The organism is Eubacterium sp. 14-2, from assembly GCF_000403845.2.
Lineage (GTDB): Bacteria > Bacillota > Clostridia > Lachnospirales > Lachnospiraceae > Petralouisia.
Genome location: NZ_KE159567.1, coordinates 1960221 through 1978885, shown reverse-complemented (window position 1 = coordinate 1978885; position 18665 = coordinate 1960221). Strand labels below are relative to the sequence as shown.

General features: G+C 42.5%; 16 protein-coding genes and 1 other RNA gene. 12 read left to right on the top strand and 5 right to left on the bottom strand.

Annotated elements, in window-relative coordinates; translation table 11 throughout:
* A partial coding sequence (locus tag C805_RS16205; protein ID WP_016214990.1) for a DUF948 domain-containing protein occupies positions 1 to 423 on the top strand: 423 nt, incomplete at its 5' end.
* Positions 424 to 556: 133 nt separating this feature from the next.
* Here the strand turns inward: C805_RS16205 and C805_RS16200 are convergent.
* Entirely contained in the window at positions 557 to 1474 is a 918-nt protein-coding gene (locus C805_RS16200) for a LysR family transcriptional regulator (protein ID WP_016214989.1), read from the bottom strand.
* A gap of 212 nt (positions 1475 to 1686) precedes the next feature.
* Between C805_RS16200 and leuC the strand changes: the two genes are divergently transcribed.
* Entirely contained in the window at positions 1687 to 2955 is a 1269-nt protein-coding gene (gene leuC, locus C805_RS16195; RefSeq protein WP_016214988.1) for a 3-isopropylmalate dehydratase large subunit, read from the top strand.
* 1 nt (position 2956) lies between these two features.
* Positions 2957 to 3445 carry a 3-isopropylmalate dehydratase small subunit gene (gene leuD / locus C805_RS16190; protein WP_016214987.1) on the top strand — a complete coding sequence of 163 codons (489 nt, stop codon included), beginning with the start codon at positions 2957 to 2959 and terminating at the stop codon, positions 3443 to 3445.
* Between the two features lie 70 nt (positions 3446 to 3515).
* Here leuD and C805_RS16185 read toward each other — a convergent pair whose 3' ends face one another.
* Complete coding sequence (locus C805_RS16185; protein WP_371197633.1) at positions 3516 to 4340, bottom strand: hypothetical protein; 825 nt, start codon at positions 4338 to 4340, stop codon at positions 3516 to 3518.
* Between the two features lie 137 nt (positions 4341 to 4477).
* On the opposite strand from C805_RS16185, the gene C805_RS25325 reads away from it, so the two are divergent.
* Positions 4478 to 5353: a cell wall hydrolase gene (locus C805_RS25325; protein ID WP_016214985.1), complete on the top strand. Its 876-nt coding sequence runs from the start codon at positions 4478 to 4480 to the stop codon at positions 5351 to 5353.
* A 122-nt stretch (positions 5354 to 5475) separates the two neighbouring features.
* Positions 5476 to 6957, top strand: coding sequence for a threonine synthase (thrC, locus tag C805_RS16180; RefSeq protein WP_016214984.1), 1482 nt, complete (start codon positions 5476 to 5478; stop codon positions 6955 to 6957).
* Between the two features lie 149 nt (positions 6958 to 7106).
* On the opposite strand, the gene C805_RS16175 is transcribed toward thrC, so the two are convergent.
* Together C805_RS16175 and C805_RS16170 are read right to left on the bottom strand one after the other, a co-directional pair.
* Positions 7107 to 7994 carry a cyclic di-GMP-binding domain-containing protein, MshE-related gene (locus tag C805_RS16175; RefSeq protein ID WP_016214983.1) on the bottom strand — a complete coding sequence of 296 codons (888 nt, stop codon included), beginning with the start codon at positions 7992 to 7994 and terminating at the stop codon, positions 7107 to 7109.
* Positions 7995 to 7999: 5 nt separating this feature from the next.
* A complete protein-coding gene (locus C805_RS16170; RefSeq protein WP_016214982.1) occupies positions 8000 to 8371 on the bottom strand; it encodes a response regulator in 372 nt (123 codons plus the stop codon).
* Positions 8372 to 8553: 182 nt separating this feature from the next.
* Between C805_RS16170 and C805_RS16165 the strand changes: the two genes are divergently transcribed.
* Entirely contained in the window at positions 8554 to 8883 is a 330-nt protein-coding gene (locus C805_RS16165) for a hypothetical protein (RefSeq protein WP_016214981.1), read from the top strand.
* Here the strand turns inward: C805_RS16165 and C805_RS16160 are convergent, their stop codons facing one another.
* A complete protein-coding gene (locus C805_RS16160; RefSeq protein WP_016214980.1) occupies positions 8884 to 10248 on the bottom strand; it encodes a citrate/2-methylcitrate synthase in 1365 nt (454 codons plus the stop codon).
* 205 nt (positions 10249 to 10453) lie between these two features.
* Here C805_RS16160 and C805_RS16155 point away from each other — a divergent pair, with 205 nt between their 5' ends.
* From C805_RS16155 to C805_RS16140, 6 genes are all read left to right on the top strand, one after another.
* Positions 10454 to 10864 (top strand): cytidine deaminase, encoded by a 411-nt coding sequence (locus tag C805_RS16155; protein ID WP_016214979.1) that lies wholly within the window; start codon positions 10454 to 10456, stop codon positions 10862 to 10864.
* A 163-nt stretch (positions 10865 to 11027) separates the two neighbouring features.
* A complete protein-coding gene (locus C805_RS16150; protein ID WP_016214978.1) occupies positions 11028 to 12707 on the top strand; it encodes a phosphoenolpyruvate carboxykinase (ATP) in 1680 nt (559 codons plus the stop codon).
* Positions 12708 to 12830: 123 nt separating this feature from the next.
* Entirely contained in the window at positions 12831 to 15026 is a 2196-nt protein-coding gene (locus C805_RS25320; protein ID WP_016214977.1) for a L,D-transpeptidase family protein, read from the top strand.
* Between the two features lie 96 nt (positions 15027 to 15122).
* A non-coding RNA gene (gene ssrS / locus C805_RS25925) (6S RNA) lies at positions 15123 to 15302 on the top strand.
* A gap of 244 nt (positions 15303 to 15546) precedes the next feature.
* Positions 15547 to 17811: a SpoIID/LytB domain-containing protein gene (locus tag C805_RS16145; protein WP_016214976.1), complete on the top strand. Its 2265-nt coding sequence runs from the start codon at positions 15547 to 15549 to the stop codon at positions 17809 to 17811.
* 2 nt (positions 17812 to 17813) lie between these two features.
* Complete coding sequence (locus C805_RS16140) at positions 17814 to 18635, top strand: YihY/virulence factor BrkB family protein (RefSeq protein ID WP_016214975.1); 822 nt, start codon at positions 17814 to 17816, stop codon at positions 18633 to 18635.
* The last annotated feature ends 30 nt before the right edge of the window (positions 18636 to 18665 follow it).

Here is an 18665-nt window from a genome sequence, read left to right as displayed (position 1 = left end):
GGAACACTGAAAACAGAAGTGAAAGAACTGAGAAAAGACGTAGATATATTAAAAGAAGATGTGGGAACACTGAAAACAGAAGTGAAAGAACTGAGAAAAGATGTGGATACATTAAAAGGAGACGTGAACACATTAAAAGAAGACGTAGATACATTAAAAGAGGATGTAGGTACACTGAAGGAAGACGTGGAAACGCTGAATACGGAATCCCGGATTCTGAAAAAGGGCATCCGGATTTTAAACCTGAAAATGGAGAATGACCTTTCACCACGTCTGCAGAATATCGAAGAATGCTATATTTCCACTTTTTATCGTTACAGAGACGGTATTGTACAGACAGAACAGATGCAGGCTGACATAGAGGTATTGAAAAGTGTGGTAAAAGACCACAGCAAAACGATACAGAGATTTTTAATTCCATAAAGCAACTCTAAGTAATATTATCAGAAAATCAACCGTTCATATTCCCGAAATAACCACATAGTCTGATACGCTGGCAGTCAGCAGATTTTTCCAGTATACTGAACTCCCAATAGAATTCACAGAGAACGTGAGTTTATGGAAGTGGAAAATCGAATTCTGAATAATATTCTTCATAAAAGTCAATAAAGTGTTCCAGAGATTTCGAAATTCGAGTATCTTTTCTGTAGGCAAAACCTATGTACCGTTTGGGAATGGAAGAACCACAGGGAATTTCCAGAAGAGTTCCGGTTTTCAGTTCGTTTTGTACAAAGTCCCGGATGACACAGCCTATACCAAGACTGATTTTTGACATTTCAATCAGGAGATCCATATTGGAGACTTCAATAATATCCTGAACTGGCAAATGACTGGTCTGAAAATAATTATCAATATATTGGCGTGTCATATTTTCACGGTCCAGAAGGAGAAGGGTGGAACTCTGCAGAAGAAAAGATCTTTCCACACCTCGGATTTTAAGGTTGTGCAGATAATCTCTGGTGGCTACAAAAATGTCTTCAATCTCCCGGATTGGATAGAAATCCATATTTTTCAGAAGTTCCGGTTTACCGACAAGGCCGATGTCCAGTTTTCCGTCTTCCAGAAGTTTCAGCGTCTGGTTGGTGGAATGGCAGGTAATGGAAATATTGATATGAGGATATTTTTTTATAAATTCCTTAAGGCAGGGAAGCAGAATATATTTACAGAGGGTAGAACTCACCCCAATAGCCAGATTTCCCACTCCAAGAGCAATGGAGCGGCGCAGCTTATCTTCTCCGAGGGTAAGGGTTTCAAAAGCAGATTTTACATGGGTATACAAAAGTTCTCCCTCTGAAGTCAGGACAACTCCTCTGGAGCTGCGCTCAAACAGTTTCACCCCGATATTTTCCTCCAGTTTCTGGACAGACTTGCTGATGGCCGGCTGACTGATATACAGTTCTTTTGCCGCTTTGGAAATATTTCCAGTATTGGCAACTGCATAAAAAATACGATAAGATGAAAGATTCTGTTCCATAATTATCAGTCCTTTCTTTTTTCTGCTGCAAGGGCTTTCCTACACTGTGTATATTCTGACATAACGTAAACAAAGTGAATGTGTCTGCCTGTTCTTTCAGGAAATGGTACTATAACTGTACATTATAATGATTATACTTAATATGTATTTCTATTATACTATGGAATATGTTAAAATAGCAAGCAGAAAGAAAGGAACAGGAGGATTGAAACATGGGAATGACGATGACACAGAAAATTCTTGCGGCAGCAGCAGGCCTTCCGGAAGTAAAGGCCGGACAGCTGATAGAAGCGAATCTGGATCTGGTGTTGGGGAATGACATTACTGCACCGGTTGCGATTAACGAAATGGATAAGTTTACAACGGAAGGTGTATTTCATAAAGACAAAATTGCTCTGGTTATGGACCATTTTGTGCCCAATAAGGATATAAAATCTGCGCAGCACTGTAAATGTGTCCGGGAATTTGCCTGCAGACATGAAATTACCAATTATTTTGACGTGGGAGAAATGGGGATTGAACATGCCCTTCTTCCGGAACAGGGGCTTACTGTGGCAGGAGATGTGATTATCGGTGCAGATTCTCACACCTGTACATATGGAGCATTGGGCGCTTTTTCCACAGGAGTGGGAAGTACAGATATGGCGGCAGGAATGGCCACCGGAAAAGCATGGTTCAAGGTCCCTTCCGCCATCAGGTTTAATCTTACAGGAAAACTGTCCCGATGGGTTAGCGGAAAAGATGTGATATTGCATATCATCGGAATGATTGGCGTGGATGGAGCATTGTATAAATCCATGGAATTTACAGGGGAAGGCATCAGCAGTCTGTCCATGGATGACCGCTTTACCATTGCAAATATGGCTATTGAAGCAGGCGGAAAGAATGGTATTTTCCCTGTGGATGAGAAAGCAATTCAATATATGAAAGAACATTCTGACCGGGAATTTAAGATATATGAGGCAGATGAAGATGCGGAATATGAAGAAGAATATACCATTGATTTAAGCACTCTTAAACCTACCGTGGCATTTCCCCATTTACCGGAGAATACAAAGACCATTGACCAGGTTGGTGAAATAGCCATTGACCAGGTAGTAATCGGATCCTGTACCAACGGGCGCCTTGATGACCTGCGCACAGCAGCAGAAATATTAAAGGGAAAGAAAGTGGCAAAGGGAGTGCGCTGTATTGTAATTCCGGCCACCCAGCAGATTTATCTGAAAGCAATGGAAGAAGGGCTCCTTAAGGCTTTTATAGAGGCAGGAGCAATTGTAAGCACACCAACCTGCGGTCCGTGTCTGGGAGGGTACATGGGTATTCTGGCAGAAGGAGAGCGCTGTGTATCCACCACAAACCGCAATTTTGTGGGACGTATGGGACATGTGGAATCAGAAATATACCTTGCAAGTCCGGCAGTAGCTGCAGCCAGTGCAGTGACCGGTAAAATTTCGGCACCAGAGGAACAGGAGGGAAAATAAAATGAAAGCCAGTGGAACAGTATTTAAATATGGAGACAATGTGGATACAGACGTGATTATTCCGGCAAGATACCTGAATTCTTCAGACCCCAAGGAACTGGCCACACACTGTATGGAAGATATTGACAAAGACTTTGTAAACAGAGTACAGGCAGGGGACCTGATTGTGGCAGATAAGAATTTCGGATGCGGTTCCTCCAGAGAACATGCCCCCATTGCCATCAAAGCAGCAGGTGTGAGCTGCGTAATTGCAGAGACATTTGCAAGGATCTTTTATCGGAATGCCATCAATATCGGCCTGCCTATTATTGAATGTCCGCAGGCAGCGAAGGGAATTGAAGCCGGAGATAAGGTGGAGGTTGATTTTGACAGCGGAATCATCACCAACAAGACAAAAGGGACTACCTTCCAGGGGCAGGCTTTTCCTGAATTTATGCAGAAGATTATCAAAGCGGAAGGGCTGATTAACTATATCAATCAGAAAGCATAAAAATAAATATGCCAGGCACAGGCAGAACATAACTGCATAAGTGCACTGGCGCGTCAAAGTGTGCAATTCCTTAAAATCCGGGGGATTGCACATTTTGTTCCAGATATTGTATATATTTTTCAGAAATTTTTGTCTGACTGTAAATTTCAGCATATTCACGGGGAGAGTAATGCTCCAGATAATTGGTCTGGAAATTTTTGGAGATTCCGTATTTTTTTGCCAGATCTGCAGCTTTATTGTAAGCAATTGCAGCCTCTTCTTCCTTGTGGTAGATTCCTACCATATAATTTCCATTGATATGTATCTGTACTTTATAACATTCTTCACCGGATGTGGCAATTCTTGTCACACCATAATATTTATTAACTACAATAATATTGGAATAGCGGTAATCTGTGGCATCTTCATTGGCAAAATAATAATCCCGTCCGGCCACGGCATAATTTTTAATGCCGTATCGGGAAAGAATATTAACCTGCATTCCATAGTCGCTCACAAAAAGATGGCCCTGCCGGCGCATGATTTTATGACTGGAATAGTAAAACAAATCATCAATATCAAATTTTAATTCGTCCCTTCTGGAAATATAGTAAATAAAATAATTATTCCTCAAATAAATAGGATTTTTAAAATAAATGAGATTATCCCGAAAATTCAACAAAGAAATCACTTTACCAAAACTTAAAATAGTTGGTAGTGAGAAGGCGTCTTCAAAGGAGACAGAAGTGTCCTGAAGAAGCTCGGAGGCTTCACAGTAGGCAAGATTAGCTTTCTCCTCGGTATCAAAGCTGCCCAGAGATATATGCTTACCATGATAAGTGATACTGGCGCGATAGTAAGCAGTTCCGTTTTTTTTGTAAGCAATATAGACACCTGGCAGCATAATACCCTCCATAAATCATATTTCCATGTATTTTTTCGGTAAAAAAATACAAAATAAGTATATCACAAAAATGCAGAAACGCAAGTTTTTGGGATACTGGAAAAGATATGGTAAATTATGGAAAAGTCAAATGGAAAAGAGGAACGATTATGTTGACAATTCAAAACTTACTAAAGAACGTATATTGTTGTATTCGAAATATATCCAAAAAGTCCTATCGGAATTGTGCAGTTCTTGTTTCCGGATTTTCGGTATTTGCAATGATTTCTCTGAATGCCCATGGATTTGGCGGTGCAGGAAAAAGCAGGAGTGCAGTGGAATGCAGCAGTATGAAGGGGCCCGAAGAGGAGATTCAGACAGAAAATTTTCAGGAACCGGAACTTCTGCTGCAGACTGAAAATACAGAAGAGACCGGGGTGCCTGCAGGAAATGGAAACTCCAAAGGAGCAGAGCCTGTGACAGCAGGAAATTTTGCGGCTTCCTGTAAACAGGCAATGGAATCAGAACAAAGCAAAATAAAGGAGGCACAGAAGGCCCGTATTGAAAAACGGGAAGTAGTGGCTGTATGTGCCAGTATTCAGCCGGTTCACAATGAAGTACAGCAGGTTCCGGTGAATCCCTATGGAGATATTATTCTTACAGAAGAGGACTATGACGCCCTCCTTCGCATTGTACAGGCAGAGGCAGGAGGAGAAGATGAACAGGGAAGAATTCTGGTGGCAGAAGTAATTCTGAACCGGGTTCTTGCAGAAGAATTTGAATCATCTGTCTATGAAGTGATTTTTGAGCGAAGCGGCGGCAGTCCTCAGTTTGCGCCTACTGCTGACGGAAGATACTATTCCGTGGAAGTGACCCAGACAACGGTGGATGCTGTGGACAAAGCCATATACGGAGAAGATTTTTCCCAGGGAGCATTGTTTTTTTCTGCCCGCAGGAAAGCCAATCCTTACGATATGGCCTGGTTTGACAACAATCTGACCTGGCTGTTTCAGTATGGCGGACATGAATTTTATACACTTCCCTGAACTTTCAGGCAGAGATTGACAGAGCAAAGGAAAACTTTTATAATGAGGGGTGTCCCGGAGAATTGCCGGGGCACCCCTGAACTGTTAATGACAATCAATAATGATAAAGGATGGAACAGAATATGTTATATGTAAGTACAAGAAATGACAATGAAAAAGCATCCCCTTCTCAGGCGATTTTAAAAGGGTTGGCAGAAGATGGAGGACTGTTTGTTCCGGAGCAGATTCCGGTATTGGATATACCGGTGGAAAAACTGGCAGAGATGACTTATCAGGAGACTGCATATGAAGTGATGAAGCTGTTTCTGACAGATTTTACGGAAGAAGAACTGAAAACCTGTATCAGAAACGCCTATGATGAGAAGTTTGACACAGAAGAAATTGCACCGCTGGTAAAAGCTCAGGATGTAAACTATCTGGAATTGTTCCACGGAGCCACCATTGCTTTTAAAGATATGGCTCTTTCCATTCTGCCCCATCTGATGATAACATCAGCCAGAAAGAATCAGGTGAAAAATGATATTGTGATTCTGACCGCAACTTCCGGCGATACAGGAAAAGCGGCTCTGGCCGGATTTGCAGATGTAGAAGGAACAAAAATCATTGTATTTTATCCCAAAGACGGCGTCAGTCCGGTACAGCAGAAACAGATGGTGACTCAGAAAGGGGATAACACCCTGGTAGTTGGCATTAATGGGAACTTTGACCAGGCTCAGACCGGCGTGAAACAGATGTTTTCTGATAAAGAGCTGGGAAAACTCATGAAAGAATCCGGATATCAGTTTTCTTCTGCCAATTCCATTAATATCGGGCGGCTGGTGCCACAGATTGTTTACTATGTGTATGCCTGTGCCAGAATGATAAAATCAGGAGAAATTAAAAACGGAGAGAGTATGAACGTGGTGGTTCCCACCGGAAATTTTGGAAATATTCTGGCGGCATTCTATGCAAAAAATATGGGGATCCCTGTTGGAAAGCTGATTTGTGCTTCCAATGAAAATAAAGTATTGTACGATTTTTTCCGTACCGGTACATATGACAGAAATCGGGAATTTATCCTGACTTCTTCTCCTTCCATGGATATCCTGATATCCAGTAATCTGGAGCGTCTGATTTATCGTATTGCAGGGAATGATGCAGAAAAAAACTCTTCCCTGATGAAAGAACTGCAGGAATCCGGAACATATGAGATAACAGAGGAAATGAAGGAAAGGCTTTCTGTATTTTACGGAAATTATGCCAGTGAGCCGGAGACAGCAGCAGTAATTCGGGAAATTTATCAGGAAACAGGATATATCATTGATACCCATACGGCGGTGGCAGCGGCCGTATATCAGAAATATAAATCAGAAACAGGAGATGACACAAAGGCAGTAATTGCTTCCACTGCAAGCCCCTATAAATTTGCCAGAAGCGTTATGACAGCCATTGACAGAAAATATGAAAACAGGCCGGATTTTGAATTAATTGATGAACTGGAAACAATATCCGGAGTAAAGGTACCTCAGGCCATTGAGGATATCCGGACAGCCCCGGTCAGACATAAAACAGTCTGTGAAGTGGAAGAAATGCAGTCCGTGGTAAAAAAATTCCTGAATATATAATTTGCCCAGGGGGCCGGTTGTAAAACAATCCATGCCATCTCTGCGAGATTCGTATGGGCTGTTTTATGCCACAGGAAAATCTTTCAGCTGAAAGATTTTTCCATACACAAAAAAGAATCCTGCAGTGCAGGATTCTTTTTTGTGTAATTTTATGATGTTATAGAGAAAATAAAATTAACAGTTCCAAAGGAATAAATTATCGGAAGCAGATAACAGGGAGATTCTGTTGCCAGCACCGTATTCTCATGAGCAGCAGGGGGCTGTAAATGTAATTCCAGTGTATAATCGTTTGACATATTTACAGAAAAAAGACCGTTATGTAAATTCAGAAAATCTTCCATGGAAGCACTGACATATTCGTCGAATTCTTCAAATTCTTCGTCCACATATCTGCTGGCAAAAGCGATTGACGTTTCTGTGTCCATGTCCAGTGCAGACATAAAAGCAAATGAACCGTCTACCATCTGTGAAACACAGAAGCTGGTGGGAACTTCAGGTAAAGTCATAATATTCAAAGGTGTGAAATCTTCCCCGATAAAGCGTACCAGATTATTAAAAAGGAGCGTAAGATAAGAAATAATATTCTGTGTGTTTGGCAGCTCCTCAGGAAGATAAAGGCTGGAAAGAAGTTTATCCACCAGGTTTTTCTGTTCTTCCATCATATCCAGTTCATAAATTTCATATTCAGATTTATACTCTGTAATCAGATTTTCCAGTTCAATATGTGTCAGGATTTTCTGATCTACCAGAATCTGTCCCAGCAACATATAGTTCGGGAGTTGAATGGTCAGCAGTTTGTCCACCTGTTCCGGAGTAAGATAACCCAGTTCCATGGCAAGTTCTCCAAAACGTTTATCGTAATGGGTCTGTGTAATATAGACGTCTGCGACTTCACTTGCTGACATATATCCGGAATGAATTGCCAGTGTACCGAATTTTTTGTGAGTAGAGGACTGAATTTTCAAAGCCTCTATCAGCTGTTCAGGAGTGATAACCCCTTTATTAAGCAAAAAATTACCAAAAAACTGCGTATGCATAACTCTTATCTCCCTTCAAAACGCCCTTTTAAAATTTCTGCAATCGCAGAAGAAGAGAAAGGCTTCTGTACAAAATCACGTGCTCCTTCTAAAATAGCATTTTTCAGCTGGGTCTGAGTACCTACAGAGGAAACAACCACAATATAGGCTTTGGGATCAAAACCGCGAATGTCGCGAATCGCTTCCACGCCGTCTTTTACAGGCATAACAATATCCAGAAATGCCAGATCCGGCTGTTCTTCCTTATACCGGTCAAATGCCTCCTGTCCGTTAGAAGCCTCTATAAAATTGTCATAGCCGCATTTTTTGATGATATCCTTTAACTGTTTTCGTGCCAGAACGGAATCATCGCAGATTAATATTTTTACATTTTCCATTCGAATCGCTCCTTGCTGATTGATTTATATATTATGATTCTACACCAACTGATGGTAAGTTTCAATCTTTTCTTTTAATAAATACCGTTTGCAATCCTTTTCGACAGCGTATATAATATTTTATTATTACCATTATATACTGATAAGAAGAGAAAAGCAACAATAAAGAAAGGAATTATACCATGTTGGTACTATTTGATGCAGTCATTTTCATTTATGGAGTTTATACGGTTTATTCTGCTGTCAATATGAAACAGACAGGGAAACTCAGCAGCTGGTTTACCGGCGGAACGGCTGTTTCCGCCATTCGGGACGAAAAGGGATACATAGATTATATTTACGGAAGAACCATCGTTATGGGGGCAATGGCGTCACTGTTTGGTCTTGCAGGATTCGTAAATGACTGTGTAACACCTGTTCCCGCTGTAATGCGTGCCATGATTCTGCTGTTTCTGACAGTATGTATCTGGTTTTATATTTCCATAAACCGGGCAAAACGCAGATTCTGGTAATCAGCGTTCCTTCATGGGAATGTAATCCCGGTGTTCCTGTACGTTTTTATAGGCAGGACGCATGATTTTACCATTGTAATTCAGTTCTTCCAGACGGTGGGCGCTCCAGCCGGAAATTCTTGCGATGGCAAAAATAGGGGTGTAGAGTTCCAGAGGAAGATTCAGCATACTGTAAGCAAATCCGGAGAAAAAGTCCACATTGGGGCTCACCCCTTTGTATATTTTCCGTTCTCTTGCAATGATCCGGGGAGCCAGACGTTCCACGGTAGAGTAAAGGGCAAATTCTTCCTCCCGTCCCTTTTCTCTGGAAAGACGTTCCACAAAAGTACGGAACAGTTCCGCACGGGGATCTGACAGAGAATATACCGCATGGCCCATACCATAAATCAGGCCCGCACGGTCAAATGCTTCTTTGTGAAGGAGTGCTGTCAGATAAGCGCCGATTTCTTCTTCATCATTCCAGTCATGAATATGTTCTTTCATATCTTCAAACATTTTTACCACCTTGATATTGGCACCTCCGTGTTTTGGGCCTTTCAGAGAACCAAGAGAAGCAGCAATGGCAGAATAGGTATCCGTACCTGAGGAAGATACCAGATGGGTGGTAAACGTGGAATTGTTTCCGCCGCCATGTTCCATATGAAGAATCAGTGAAATATCCAGAAGTTTTGCCTCCAGGGGCGTATAGTTACTGTCCGGCCGCAGAATATGCAGAATGGTTTCCGCTGTGGACAGCTCCGGTCCCGGTGTATGAATGAAAAGGCTGGCACCGTCGTGATAGTGGCGATAGGCCTGATATCCGTACACGGAAAGGAGCGGGAACAGACTGATCAGTTCCAGACACTGGCGCAGAACATTGGGAATTGAGATGTCATCTGCCCTGTCATCATAGGAATACAGAGTCAGGACGCTTCGGGCAAGAGTATTCATCATATCCTGGCTGGGAGCTTTCATAATAATGTCTCTGACAAAACTGGTGGGAAGAGAACGGTATGTTGCAAGCAATGTGCAGAAATCTGTCAGTTCCTGCTGAGACGGAAGTTTTCCGAACAAAAGGAGATATGTACTTTCCTCAAAACCGAAATGAGCGTTGTCAGAAAGGCCCCGGATAATGTCCTTCACATTATATCCGCGATAATACAGTTCTCCAGGTGCAGGAACAGATTTCCCGTTTTCCATTCTGGTGGAACATACGTCTGAAATTTCCGTAAGTCCTACCAGAACACCTTTTCCGTTTAAATCCCGCAGACCTCTCTTTACGTCATATTCTGAAAAAAGATCCGGATTGATGGTGGCGGCCTGCTGACTTAATTCTGCCAGACGGGCGATTTCCGGTGTGATTTCGCAAAAATTGTTTGTGTTCATAAAAGCCCCCTTTAAATGGTTTGTTAAAAAGTATTTTATTATCATATCATATATTTTTGTATTGAGACAAGAAAAATCCTGTAATTTACGAAAAATTCATAGTTTATTTAAAAAATTTATTTATTTTTGCGATTTTTTTTATGGATTTTACGGTAAAAATAGTTTAGAATAGGGATAGTCCGGCATGGACGGAAAGGAGAGCAGAATGGAGTATCGGGAACTGATTATTCAGGCAGTCGCAGCAAAGGAATCTGCCTATGCGCCCTACTCAAAATTCCGTGTGGGAGCTGCACTTCTGACAAAAAGCGGCAGGATCTTTACAGGCTGCAATATTGAAAATGTAAGTTTTTCAGCTACAAACTGTGCGGAACGCACTGCCGTATTCAAAGCGGTATCCGAAGGTGAGCGGGAATTTGAGGCCATAGTTATCACCGGGGACAATTATGATTATCTGGCCCCCTGCGGAATCTGCAGACAGGTACTGGCAGAATTCTGCGATTTTGACACATTTTCGGTAATTCTGGCCAATGACCAGGAAGATTACCGTGTCATGACCCTGGGAGAACTGCTTCCAGGTCCTTTTCGGAAGGAAAACCTGAAGCCGGGCAGATTCTGACAGCAGAAGCTGAGACTTTGCCTGTCTGTGAAACGGAACGGGAAAGGAACCCCAATGTAAACAACATTTTTTTACACAGAAAGACAAAAAAAGATTGACAGGGAATTGACAAAAGGATATGCTATATAGTAGTGAAGTTTAAATTTAAGGAGGAAATGAAACAATGGCAACAAAGGCATATTATCCAAGAACAGAGATCGGGCCCAATAAAGTTGGTTTTTCCAAGACCCGTTCTATTATTGAAGCCGCTTTTTACGGTAACAATGTAGTGAAGGTAAATACCCTGAAAGAAGCATATGAACTTGCAAAGAATTCTCCGGGAACTGTTGTAACAGACATGCCTGTATACAGAGGCGAGGAATTTGGTCTGGAGCCGGATGCAAAAGTATTGCTGCTTAATGACGGTTCTATCACAGGACGTTATGCGCCTGCAAGAAGAATCACCGGAAAACCGGGTGTTAATACCGCAGAACTGGATAAGATTCTGATGGATGCAGTTTATGATACCAGATGGAAAACCATGTATCATGCAGAAGTATATATCGGTCTTGATCCGGAATTTATGGTAAAAGCACATCTGCTGATTCCGGAAGGAGAAGAGAACCTCCTTTACTCCTGGATGCTGAACTTCCAGTACATGTCTGACAATTATGTTAAGATGTACAAATCATCCAAACTGTATGAAAATGAGCCGGATATTTACATTTTCTCTGATCCTCAGTGGGTTGGAACAGACAAGACCGACATTTCAGACCCGAACTGCCTGTGCTATTTCAATACAGATACCAACTGTGCAGGAATTCTTGGTATGAGATATTTCGGAGAACATAAAAAAGGAACTCTGACTCTGGCATGGGCACTTGCTAACAGAAACGGTTATGCTTCCTGCCATGGCGGACAGAAAGAATACACTCTGGAAGACGGTTCCAAATATGTTGCTGCTGTATTCGGATTATCCGGATCCGGTAAGTCTACTCTGACACATGCAAAACATAACAATAAATATCCGTCCATCAAAGTGCTTCACGACGATGCATTTATTATCAATGCAGAGACATGTTCTTCCGTGGCATTAGAGCCTACTTACTTTGATAAGACTGCAGATTATCCGACTGCATGTGAGGACAATAAATTCCTTCTGACAGCTCAGAACTGTTCCGCAACTCTGGATGAGGATGGAAAGGTAGTTCTGGTAACAGAAGATGTGCGTAACGGTAACGGACGTGCTATCAAGTCCAAATTATGGTCACCAAACCGTGTGGATAAGATTGAAGCTCCGGTAAATGCCATTTTCTGGATTATGAAAGACCCCACCATTCCGCCGGTAGTAAAATTAAAAGGAGCTTCCCTTGCTTCTGTTATGGGTGCAACCCTTGCAACCAAACGTTCCACCGCTGAAAGACTTGCAGCAGGTGTAGATCCCAACGCACTGGTTGTGGAGCCTTATGCAAATCCGTTCCGTACTTATCCGCTGGTGAATGATTATGAGAAATTCAAATCTCTGGTGGAAACCAAGAACGTAGACTGCTATATCATCAATACCGGTGAATTTATGGGCAAGAAAGTTCAGCCGAAGGATACTCTGGGCGTTCTGGAAGCTATCGTTGAGAAAAAAGCAGATTTCAAACCCTGGGGACCGTTCTCCGATATTGAAATCTTCGAATGGGAAGGATTTGTTCCGGATCTGTCTGACAAAGAGTATATTGAGCAGCTGAAAGCACGTATGCAGGACAGACTGAATTATGTGACAAACCTTGATGAAGCAGAAGGCGGATTTAACAAACTGCCGGAAGATGCTGCTGCCGCAATTAAGAAAGTGGTAGATGAGGCAAATACTTTATAAAAATCAGGATGTTTTTATAACTCCCACAGGATATTTATATCCTGTGGGAGAATGTGTATTAGAAGAAATGTATGTAAACTGTAAAGAAAATGTAACGATTCAGAAATGTGTTGGAGATTAAGAATGAAAAAAAGTAAGAGAATCATTTCGCTTATGCTTTGCTTTCTGCTGGCCGCTTCTCTTTTTACTGTGAATACCGGTGAGGTACAGGCAGCAGGAGCAGGAAATTACATATTACAGGTGAATAAAGGAACAAATGTGGTAACCGTTTATCGAAAAGACGGAACAGCAGAGCGGGCATTTATATGTTCCGTTGGAACTGCAACGCCCCTTGGAACCTTTTATACTCCTAATAAGTACAGATGGCATGAACTGGACGGACCTTCTTACGGACAGTATTGTACCCGTATAGTGAACGGTATTCTGTTCCATTCCGTATGGTATTACCGGAATGGAGATTATGCATCCCAGTCTTATGTACAGTACAATAAACTGGGTTCCACAGCATCCCACGGGTGTGTTCGTCTGACAGTAGCAGATGCAAAATGGATTTATGATAACTGCCCGCTGGGAACAGAAGTCAGGATAATCTATGGTTCTTCTGCCAATGACCCCCTTGGGAAGCCGGCATCCATTAAAGTACCAAATACCGGAACAGGCTGGGATCCCACAGATCCCATGTCAGGCAATCCTTACAGTTCGGCAATGCCTTCCATTGATACCAGCGGGGCCTCCAGAACAGTGTCCTATGGGAGTGATTTCAATCCTCTGACAGGAATTGTGGCAAGAGATTCCCTTGGAAATGATATCAGCGGCAATCTGGCCTATGCCGGAAAAGTAAATACAAAAAAACTGGGCGATTATAAAATCACCTATCGAATTACGGACGCTCTGGGAAGAACTGCCTATGCAGATGTGGTATATACCGTTGCTGATACCGGAAAGGCCAAAATCACCGGCGTGAAGAAAAATCAGACCAAAGAGTATAAATCAACACTTAAATTAAAGAAAAATATAAAAGCATCCACTGCATCCGGTAAGAATCTGACCAAACAGATTAAAATTAAAGTTATTTATCCGGGAAGCAAAAAAGAGAAGACGTATAAGAAGAGTACCCTGAAGCTGACGAAGCTGGGAACCTACAAGATTAATTACTATGTAACCCACCCGGATAACAAACAGGTGACGAAAGTAACTTCCACAGTTAAGGTAAGAGACACAAAGAAACCGAAATTCAGCGGTATTTCTTCACAGAAGACAATAGAATACGGTTCTGTGCTGAATCTGAAATCCGGCATCAGGGCGAAACTGGTGTCCGGCAAGAATATGACTTCAAAGATTGAAGTCAGAATCAAGGCGCCGAACAAAGAGAAGTTTAAGAAACTGAGCAGCAGCCAGTATAAAAATTACAGATTTATTCAGACAGGAGTTTATACGGTACGATATACCGTAAAGAATCCAAATAATAAGAAAGCCGCCGCTGTAAAAGAAATGACGGTAACCGTAGTTGATACAGCCGCTCCTGTAATTTCCGGAGTTACTGACCTGAGTGCGGAAATTGGAACTGCTCTGAATCTGAGAGCAGGTGTGACTGCCGCCCTGGTATCCGGTCAGGATGTAACGGCAGGTATCAGAGTGACAGTAACTGCTCCGGCAGGAAATTCCAGTGAATTTACCGGAACTGACTATACCTTTGACCAGCCCGGCATTTACACCGTAATGTATACAGCGGTAAATCCGGCTAACAGTCAGGCAGCCGTACAGGCCATAAGACGTGTTACAGTAACAGATAACCGGATTCCTGTGATCAGTATTGATGCCAATAAGCTCAAAGCTGTTGAAACAAATGTGCCGTATAATGTTTATGAAGGTGTCAGCGCTTTGGTTGGACAGACGACTGTTTCCGGTGTAACTGCTCAGATCACCAATGAAAGCGGACAGGTGCTTAATATCGTAAACGGGGCAGGAATGGCAGTATTTGCAGCACCTGGAACATATACCATCACATATACTGCAGCAAATCCCAATAATCCTGCAAAGACAGGAACTGCACAGTTTACACTTACGGTAACCAGTCCTGTAAACCCGGCAGGTGCTCCGGCAGCACCAGTCAGCGTGGAACCTGAAGCAGAAGGAGAAGTTCAGCCTGAACCTGAACAGCCGGAAGAGGAAACCGGTAATATTCAGACTCCAGACAATTCTTCAACAGGCGCGGATCCTTCCCGGTCACCCCTTGAAAATGAAAAACAGGGGCAGCCGGAGGCAGATTCTGAAAGGAATGACACGGAAGAAACAGAAGGATTTGGAGCTGAAATTTAACTTCATGGAAAATTTTGTGAAGGAAACATGAAATTAACATTAATTTTTAGTTGCGAATCAGGACATAATAAGGTATAATCAGTTTAGGTTTGAGAGTATTTCCTGGAATGTTCGATACCCTGCTATTTTGAACCTACATTTACTTTTATGGGATTCTTATATTGCCAATTGGATGCCAGGCCGTCATTGAGCAGCGGAAGGCAGAAGAGAGGTTGCGGTTACCCACCTGGCTTTGCTAGGAGTCAAAATTGCAGGAAACGGCATTTTGGGGTACTTTCAGAAAAAAATTTGAATGTACAAAAGAATTTTACAAAAGCGGATAAGCGCATAAGTTTCAAAAGAAAACAGTGCTCACTTTTACGGAAGTGGCTGTTACAAAGTACGAAGGACAGAAAATAACAAAAGATTCCTGGGGTACGAAAGATAAAAGTACAAAAGAGGAAGGGCTGCTTTGGAGAAAGGCAGCCTTTTCGCTTGAAGGCAGTTATTTTTGAATGAAAAAAGGGACAGGAAATGTTACATGGAAAAAAGATATTCTGTAAATAAAAAGAGTCTCAGGAAAGCAGTTCTGGCGCTGCTGATGCTGATTCTGGCAATTATTTTTATCCGGTTTGCAGCCAGAGAAAGAGTCATTCTGGAATACAGCAGTGAATATGTGGCAATGGCGGAACTGCCTTCTCAGCTGAGTTTTACATATTATGAAGAAGCAGAATGGAAAGATAAAATAACAGAGATAAACGGAGGAAAGAATCTGAATGGGAAACTCACTGTGGGAAAGCTGGAAAAGCTGTTGAAGCAGCTTTCTGTTCAGGAGTATGTGACCTGCCCGAAAGGATTTTTCTGGAAACAGGTCTCACGTTCCGAGTGGAACGACGTTTACGAACAGATACTGGATTTGCTGGATACGGAAGGACGCGTATCTGCAACGAACCTGATATTTCTCATGGATGAAAAAGAAGAACCGAATGAAAACGGAAGTTCCAAAAGACTGACTCAGAAGGGCTATTATGAGGTGGCCCAGGGCATTAATTATTTTCATGTCTGTGACATGTATCAGGTCTATGTTATGGAAAACCGGATGATAGGAATCAGCAGCAAATGCAAAGGCCCTCTGATGCTGAAAAATGTATTTGTACATACCACCAGCGAAGGAAAAGCAGAGCTTTTGTTTGAACGACAGAAAATTTCTCTGGACATTGCCGGACTGAAGGAAAAAATAACAAATACGATCTGCGACCTGGAATGGACAGAAGGACGGGTAACAGCAATCTATAAAAAAGAAGATATGATTTCTGGCAAAGTTCTCAGTTTTAATGAAGAACAGATTGAAATATCCGGATATGGGACACTGGAGCATACCGGAGCATTGAAAATATATAAGACTTATGGTACGGTGGAAGAACTGGATGAATCCAAGCTGGTAATTGGAAATCTGCAGGCAGATTTTGTGGTGGCTGAAAAACAGGTGTGCGGTATTATTCTGAAAGAGCCCGCCTCCATTGAAATTGTCCGGGTTCTTCTGCTGAATGAAGGCGGAACACCTTACCATGAAGACCCGGTATTTGTGACAGATTTCAATGGAACACTGACGATTGGGGAGAACACGCAGCCGGTAGAAGCCGGGCAGCCTGTGAAAGCAGCAGAATTTTTTAAAAAGGATTCTGATTATCTGAAAATTGCGCTGGATGATGAAAAGGGAAATATATATTTTTCTGATACAGCAGGAGCTTATACTTCTCTGGGATATAAGGGAACCATGGAAATTCGGAAATACCCGGAAGGATACGGAGTGGTCAATGAACTGTCCCTGGAACAGTATCTGTACGGAGTGGTACCCAGTGAAATGCCATCTTCCTATGAGCGGGAGGCATTATGCGTTCAGGCAGTCTGTGCCAGAAGTTATGCATGTATACAGCTGATGAAAGGTGATTATGCCGCACTGGGAGCTCATGTGGATGACAGTACCAGTTATCAGGTATATAATAAGCAGGAAGGAAACGAACAGACAAAACTCGCAGTGGACGATACCGTAGGGGAAGTGATAAAATATCAGGGAGAAGTTGCAGAAGCCTACTTTTTTTCCACTTCCTGCGGTCACACAGGAAATATGGGCCTGTGGAATACGGAGGAAGGCGGAAAATACGGATATCTGCAGGGAATATCTCTGCTGACAGACGGCAGTGAACCCGTTCTGGAAGGAGAGGAAGCATTTTCAGAATTTATCCGGGACGGAGCGGTGAATTCCTACGATAAAGACAGTCCCTATTTTCGCTGGCAGGCGGAAATATCTTTAAGCAAAAGTGAGGAAGCCATAAGTAAGGCAGTGGCAGAACGGGTTCAGGCCAGTTCAGGAAATGTACAGATTCTGAAACAGGACGGTTCTCAGGGAACCGGTTCGGATCTTGCAGCTTTCGGCAAAGTAAAAGGGTTTTCCGTAGGAGAACGGGGAGCCGGAGGAGGAATTCGGACCCTTTGCGTGTCTTTTGAAAAAGGGACTGTAAATCTGCTGACGGAGTATAACGTACGCTGCGTACTTGGAGCCGCCGCCGGAAGTTTAAAAAACCAGAACGGGGAAAACCTGGATATGCAGCTTCTGCCCAGTGCTTACTGTACCCTCACTCCCACCGAAGACGGATATACGCTGTATGGAGGAGGATATGGCCATGGGATCGGTATGAGCCAGAACGGTGCCAACGGAATGGCAAAAGAAGGTATGAGTTATATTGAAATTTTAATGAAGTTCTATCAGGATATTACCATAGAAAACATATATAATGAGGAATAGACATGTTTTGGAAGATAATAGCAGGAATAAAAGCCTTTCTGGAGGAATGCAGAAAAGATAATATCAGTGCATATGCGGCTCAGTCGGCATTTTTTATTATTATGTCCCTGATTCCCTTTGTGATGCTGTTCATATCCCTGATACAGTATACGCCGGTGACAGAAAGTATGGTGATGGAAACCATAAACCGGCTGATGCCTGATTATATTGCTCCCTTTCTGATTGGAATTATCCATGAAGTATACAGTAATTCTGTGGGAATTGTATCTGCAGCGGCAGTGATGGCAGTCTGGTCTGCAGCCAAAGGACTCCAGTGCCTGACCAACGGGCTGAACAGCGTATATGATATTGAAGAAACCAGAAACTGGCTGTTACTGCGGCTCCGTGCGATACTTTATACTTTAATGCTGGTGGTTGCCATTGTAGTATCACTGACACTGATGGTATTTGGAAACAGCCTGCAGCATCTGATTGTGAAATATCTGCCTATTGTGGCAGACATTACGCAGGGAATTTTAAAACTCCGCTCCCTGATTCTGCTGGCTGTTCTGATGCTGTTTTTTGCAATGCTGTTCAAGATGCTTCCCAACCGGAAAGCAGAAGTGAAAAATCAGCTTCCAGGCAGCCTGATTGGAGCAGTGGGCTGGTCCCTGCTGTCTTTCGGCATCTCGGTGTATGTGGACTATTTTAACGGATTTTCCATGTACGGCAGTCTGACCACCATTATTCTGTTAATGCTGTGGCTCTATTTTGGTGTATACATTCTGCTTGTATGTGCAGAACTCAACAAAGTCTATGAAGAATATCAGATACAAAAGAGGTAATGACATTTCATTCCAGATGTGATAGACTAT

Bases quoted from the DNA above. Each gene is read 5' to 3' on its own strand.
- C805_RS16200 (WP_016214989.1), bottom strand. From the start codon at position 1,474: ATGGAACAGAATCTTTCATCTTATCGTATTTTTTATGCAGTTGCCAAT.
- leuC (WP_016214988.1), top strand. From the start codon at position 1,687: ATGGGAATGACGATGACACAGAAAATTCTTGCGGCAGCAGCAGGCCTT.
- leuD (WP_016214987.1), top strand. From the start codon at position 2,957: ATGAAAGCCAGTGGAACAGTATTTAAATATGGAGACAATGTGGATACA.
- C805_RS16185 (WP_371197633.1), bottom strand. From the start codon at position 4,340: ATGGAGGGTATTATGCTGCCAGGTGTCTATATTGCTTACAAAAAAAAC.
- C805_RS25325 (WP_016214985.1), top strand. From the start codon at position 4,478: ATGTTGACAATTCAAAACTTACTAAAGAACGTATATTGTTGTATTCGA.
- thrC (WP_016214984.1), top strand. From the start codon at position 5,476: ATGTTATATGTAAGTACAAGAAATGACAATGAAAAAGCATCCCCTTCT.
- C805_RS16175 (WP_016214983.1), bottom strand. From the start codon at position 7,994: ATGCATACGCAGTTTTTTGGTAATTTTTTGCTTAATAAAGGGGTTATC.
- C805_RS16170 (WP_016214982.1), bottom strand. From the start codon at position 8,371: ATGGAAAATGTAAAAATATTAATCTGCGATGATTCCGTTCTGGCACGA.
- C805_RS16165 (WP_016214981.1), top strand. From the start codon at position 8,554: ATGTTGGTACTATTTGATGCAGTCATTTTCATTTATGGAGTTTATACG.
- C805_RS16160 (WP_016214980.1), bottom strand. From the start codon at position 10,248: ATGAACACAAACAATTTTTGCGAAATCACACCGGAAATCGCCCGTCTG.
- C805_RS16155 (WP_016214979.1), top strand. From the start codon at position 10,454: ATGGAGTATCGGGAACTGATTATTCAGGCAGTCGCAGCAAAGGAATCT.
- C805_RS16150 (WP_016214978.1), top strand. From the start codon at position 11,028: ATGGCAACAAAGGCATATTATCCAAGAACAGAGATCGGGCCCAATAAA.
- C805_RS25320 (WP_016214977.1), top strand. From the start codon at position 12,831: ATGAAAAAAAGTAAGAGAATCATTTCGCTTATGCTTTGCTTTCTGCTG.
- C805_RS16145 (WP_016214976.1), top strand. From the start codon at position 15,547: ATGGAAAAAAGATATTCTGTAAATAAAAAGAGTCTCAGGAAAGCAGTT.
- C805_RS16140 (WP_016214975.1), top strand. From the start codon at position 17,814: ATGTTTTGGAAGATAATAGCAGGAATAAAAGCCTTTCTGGAGGAATGC.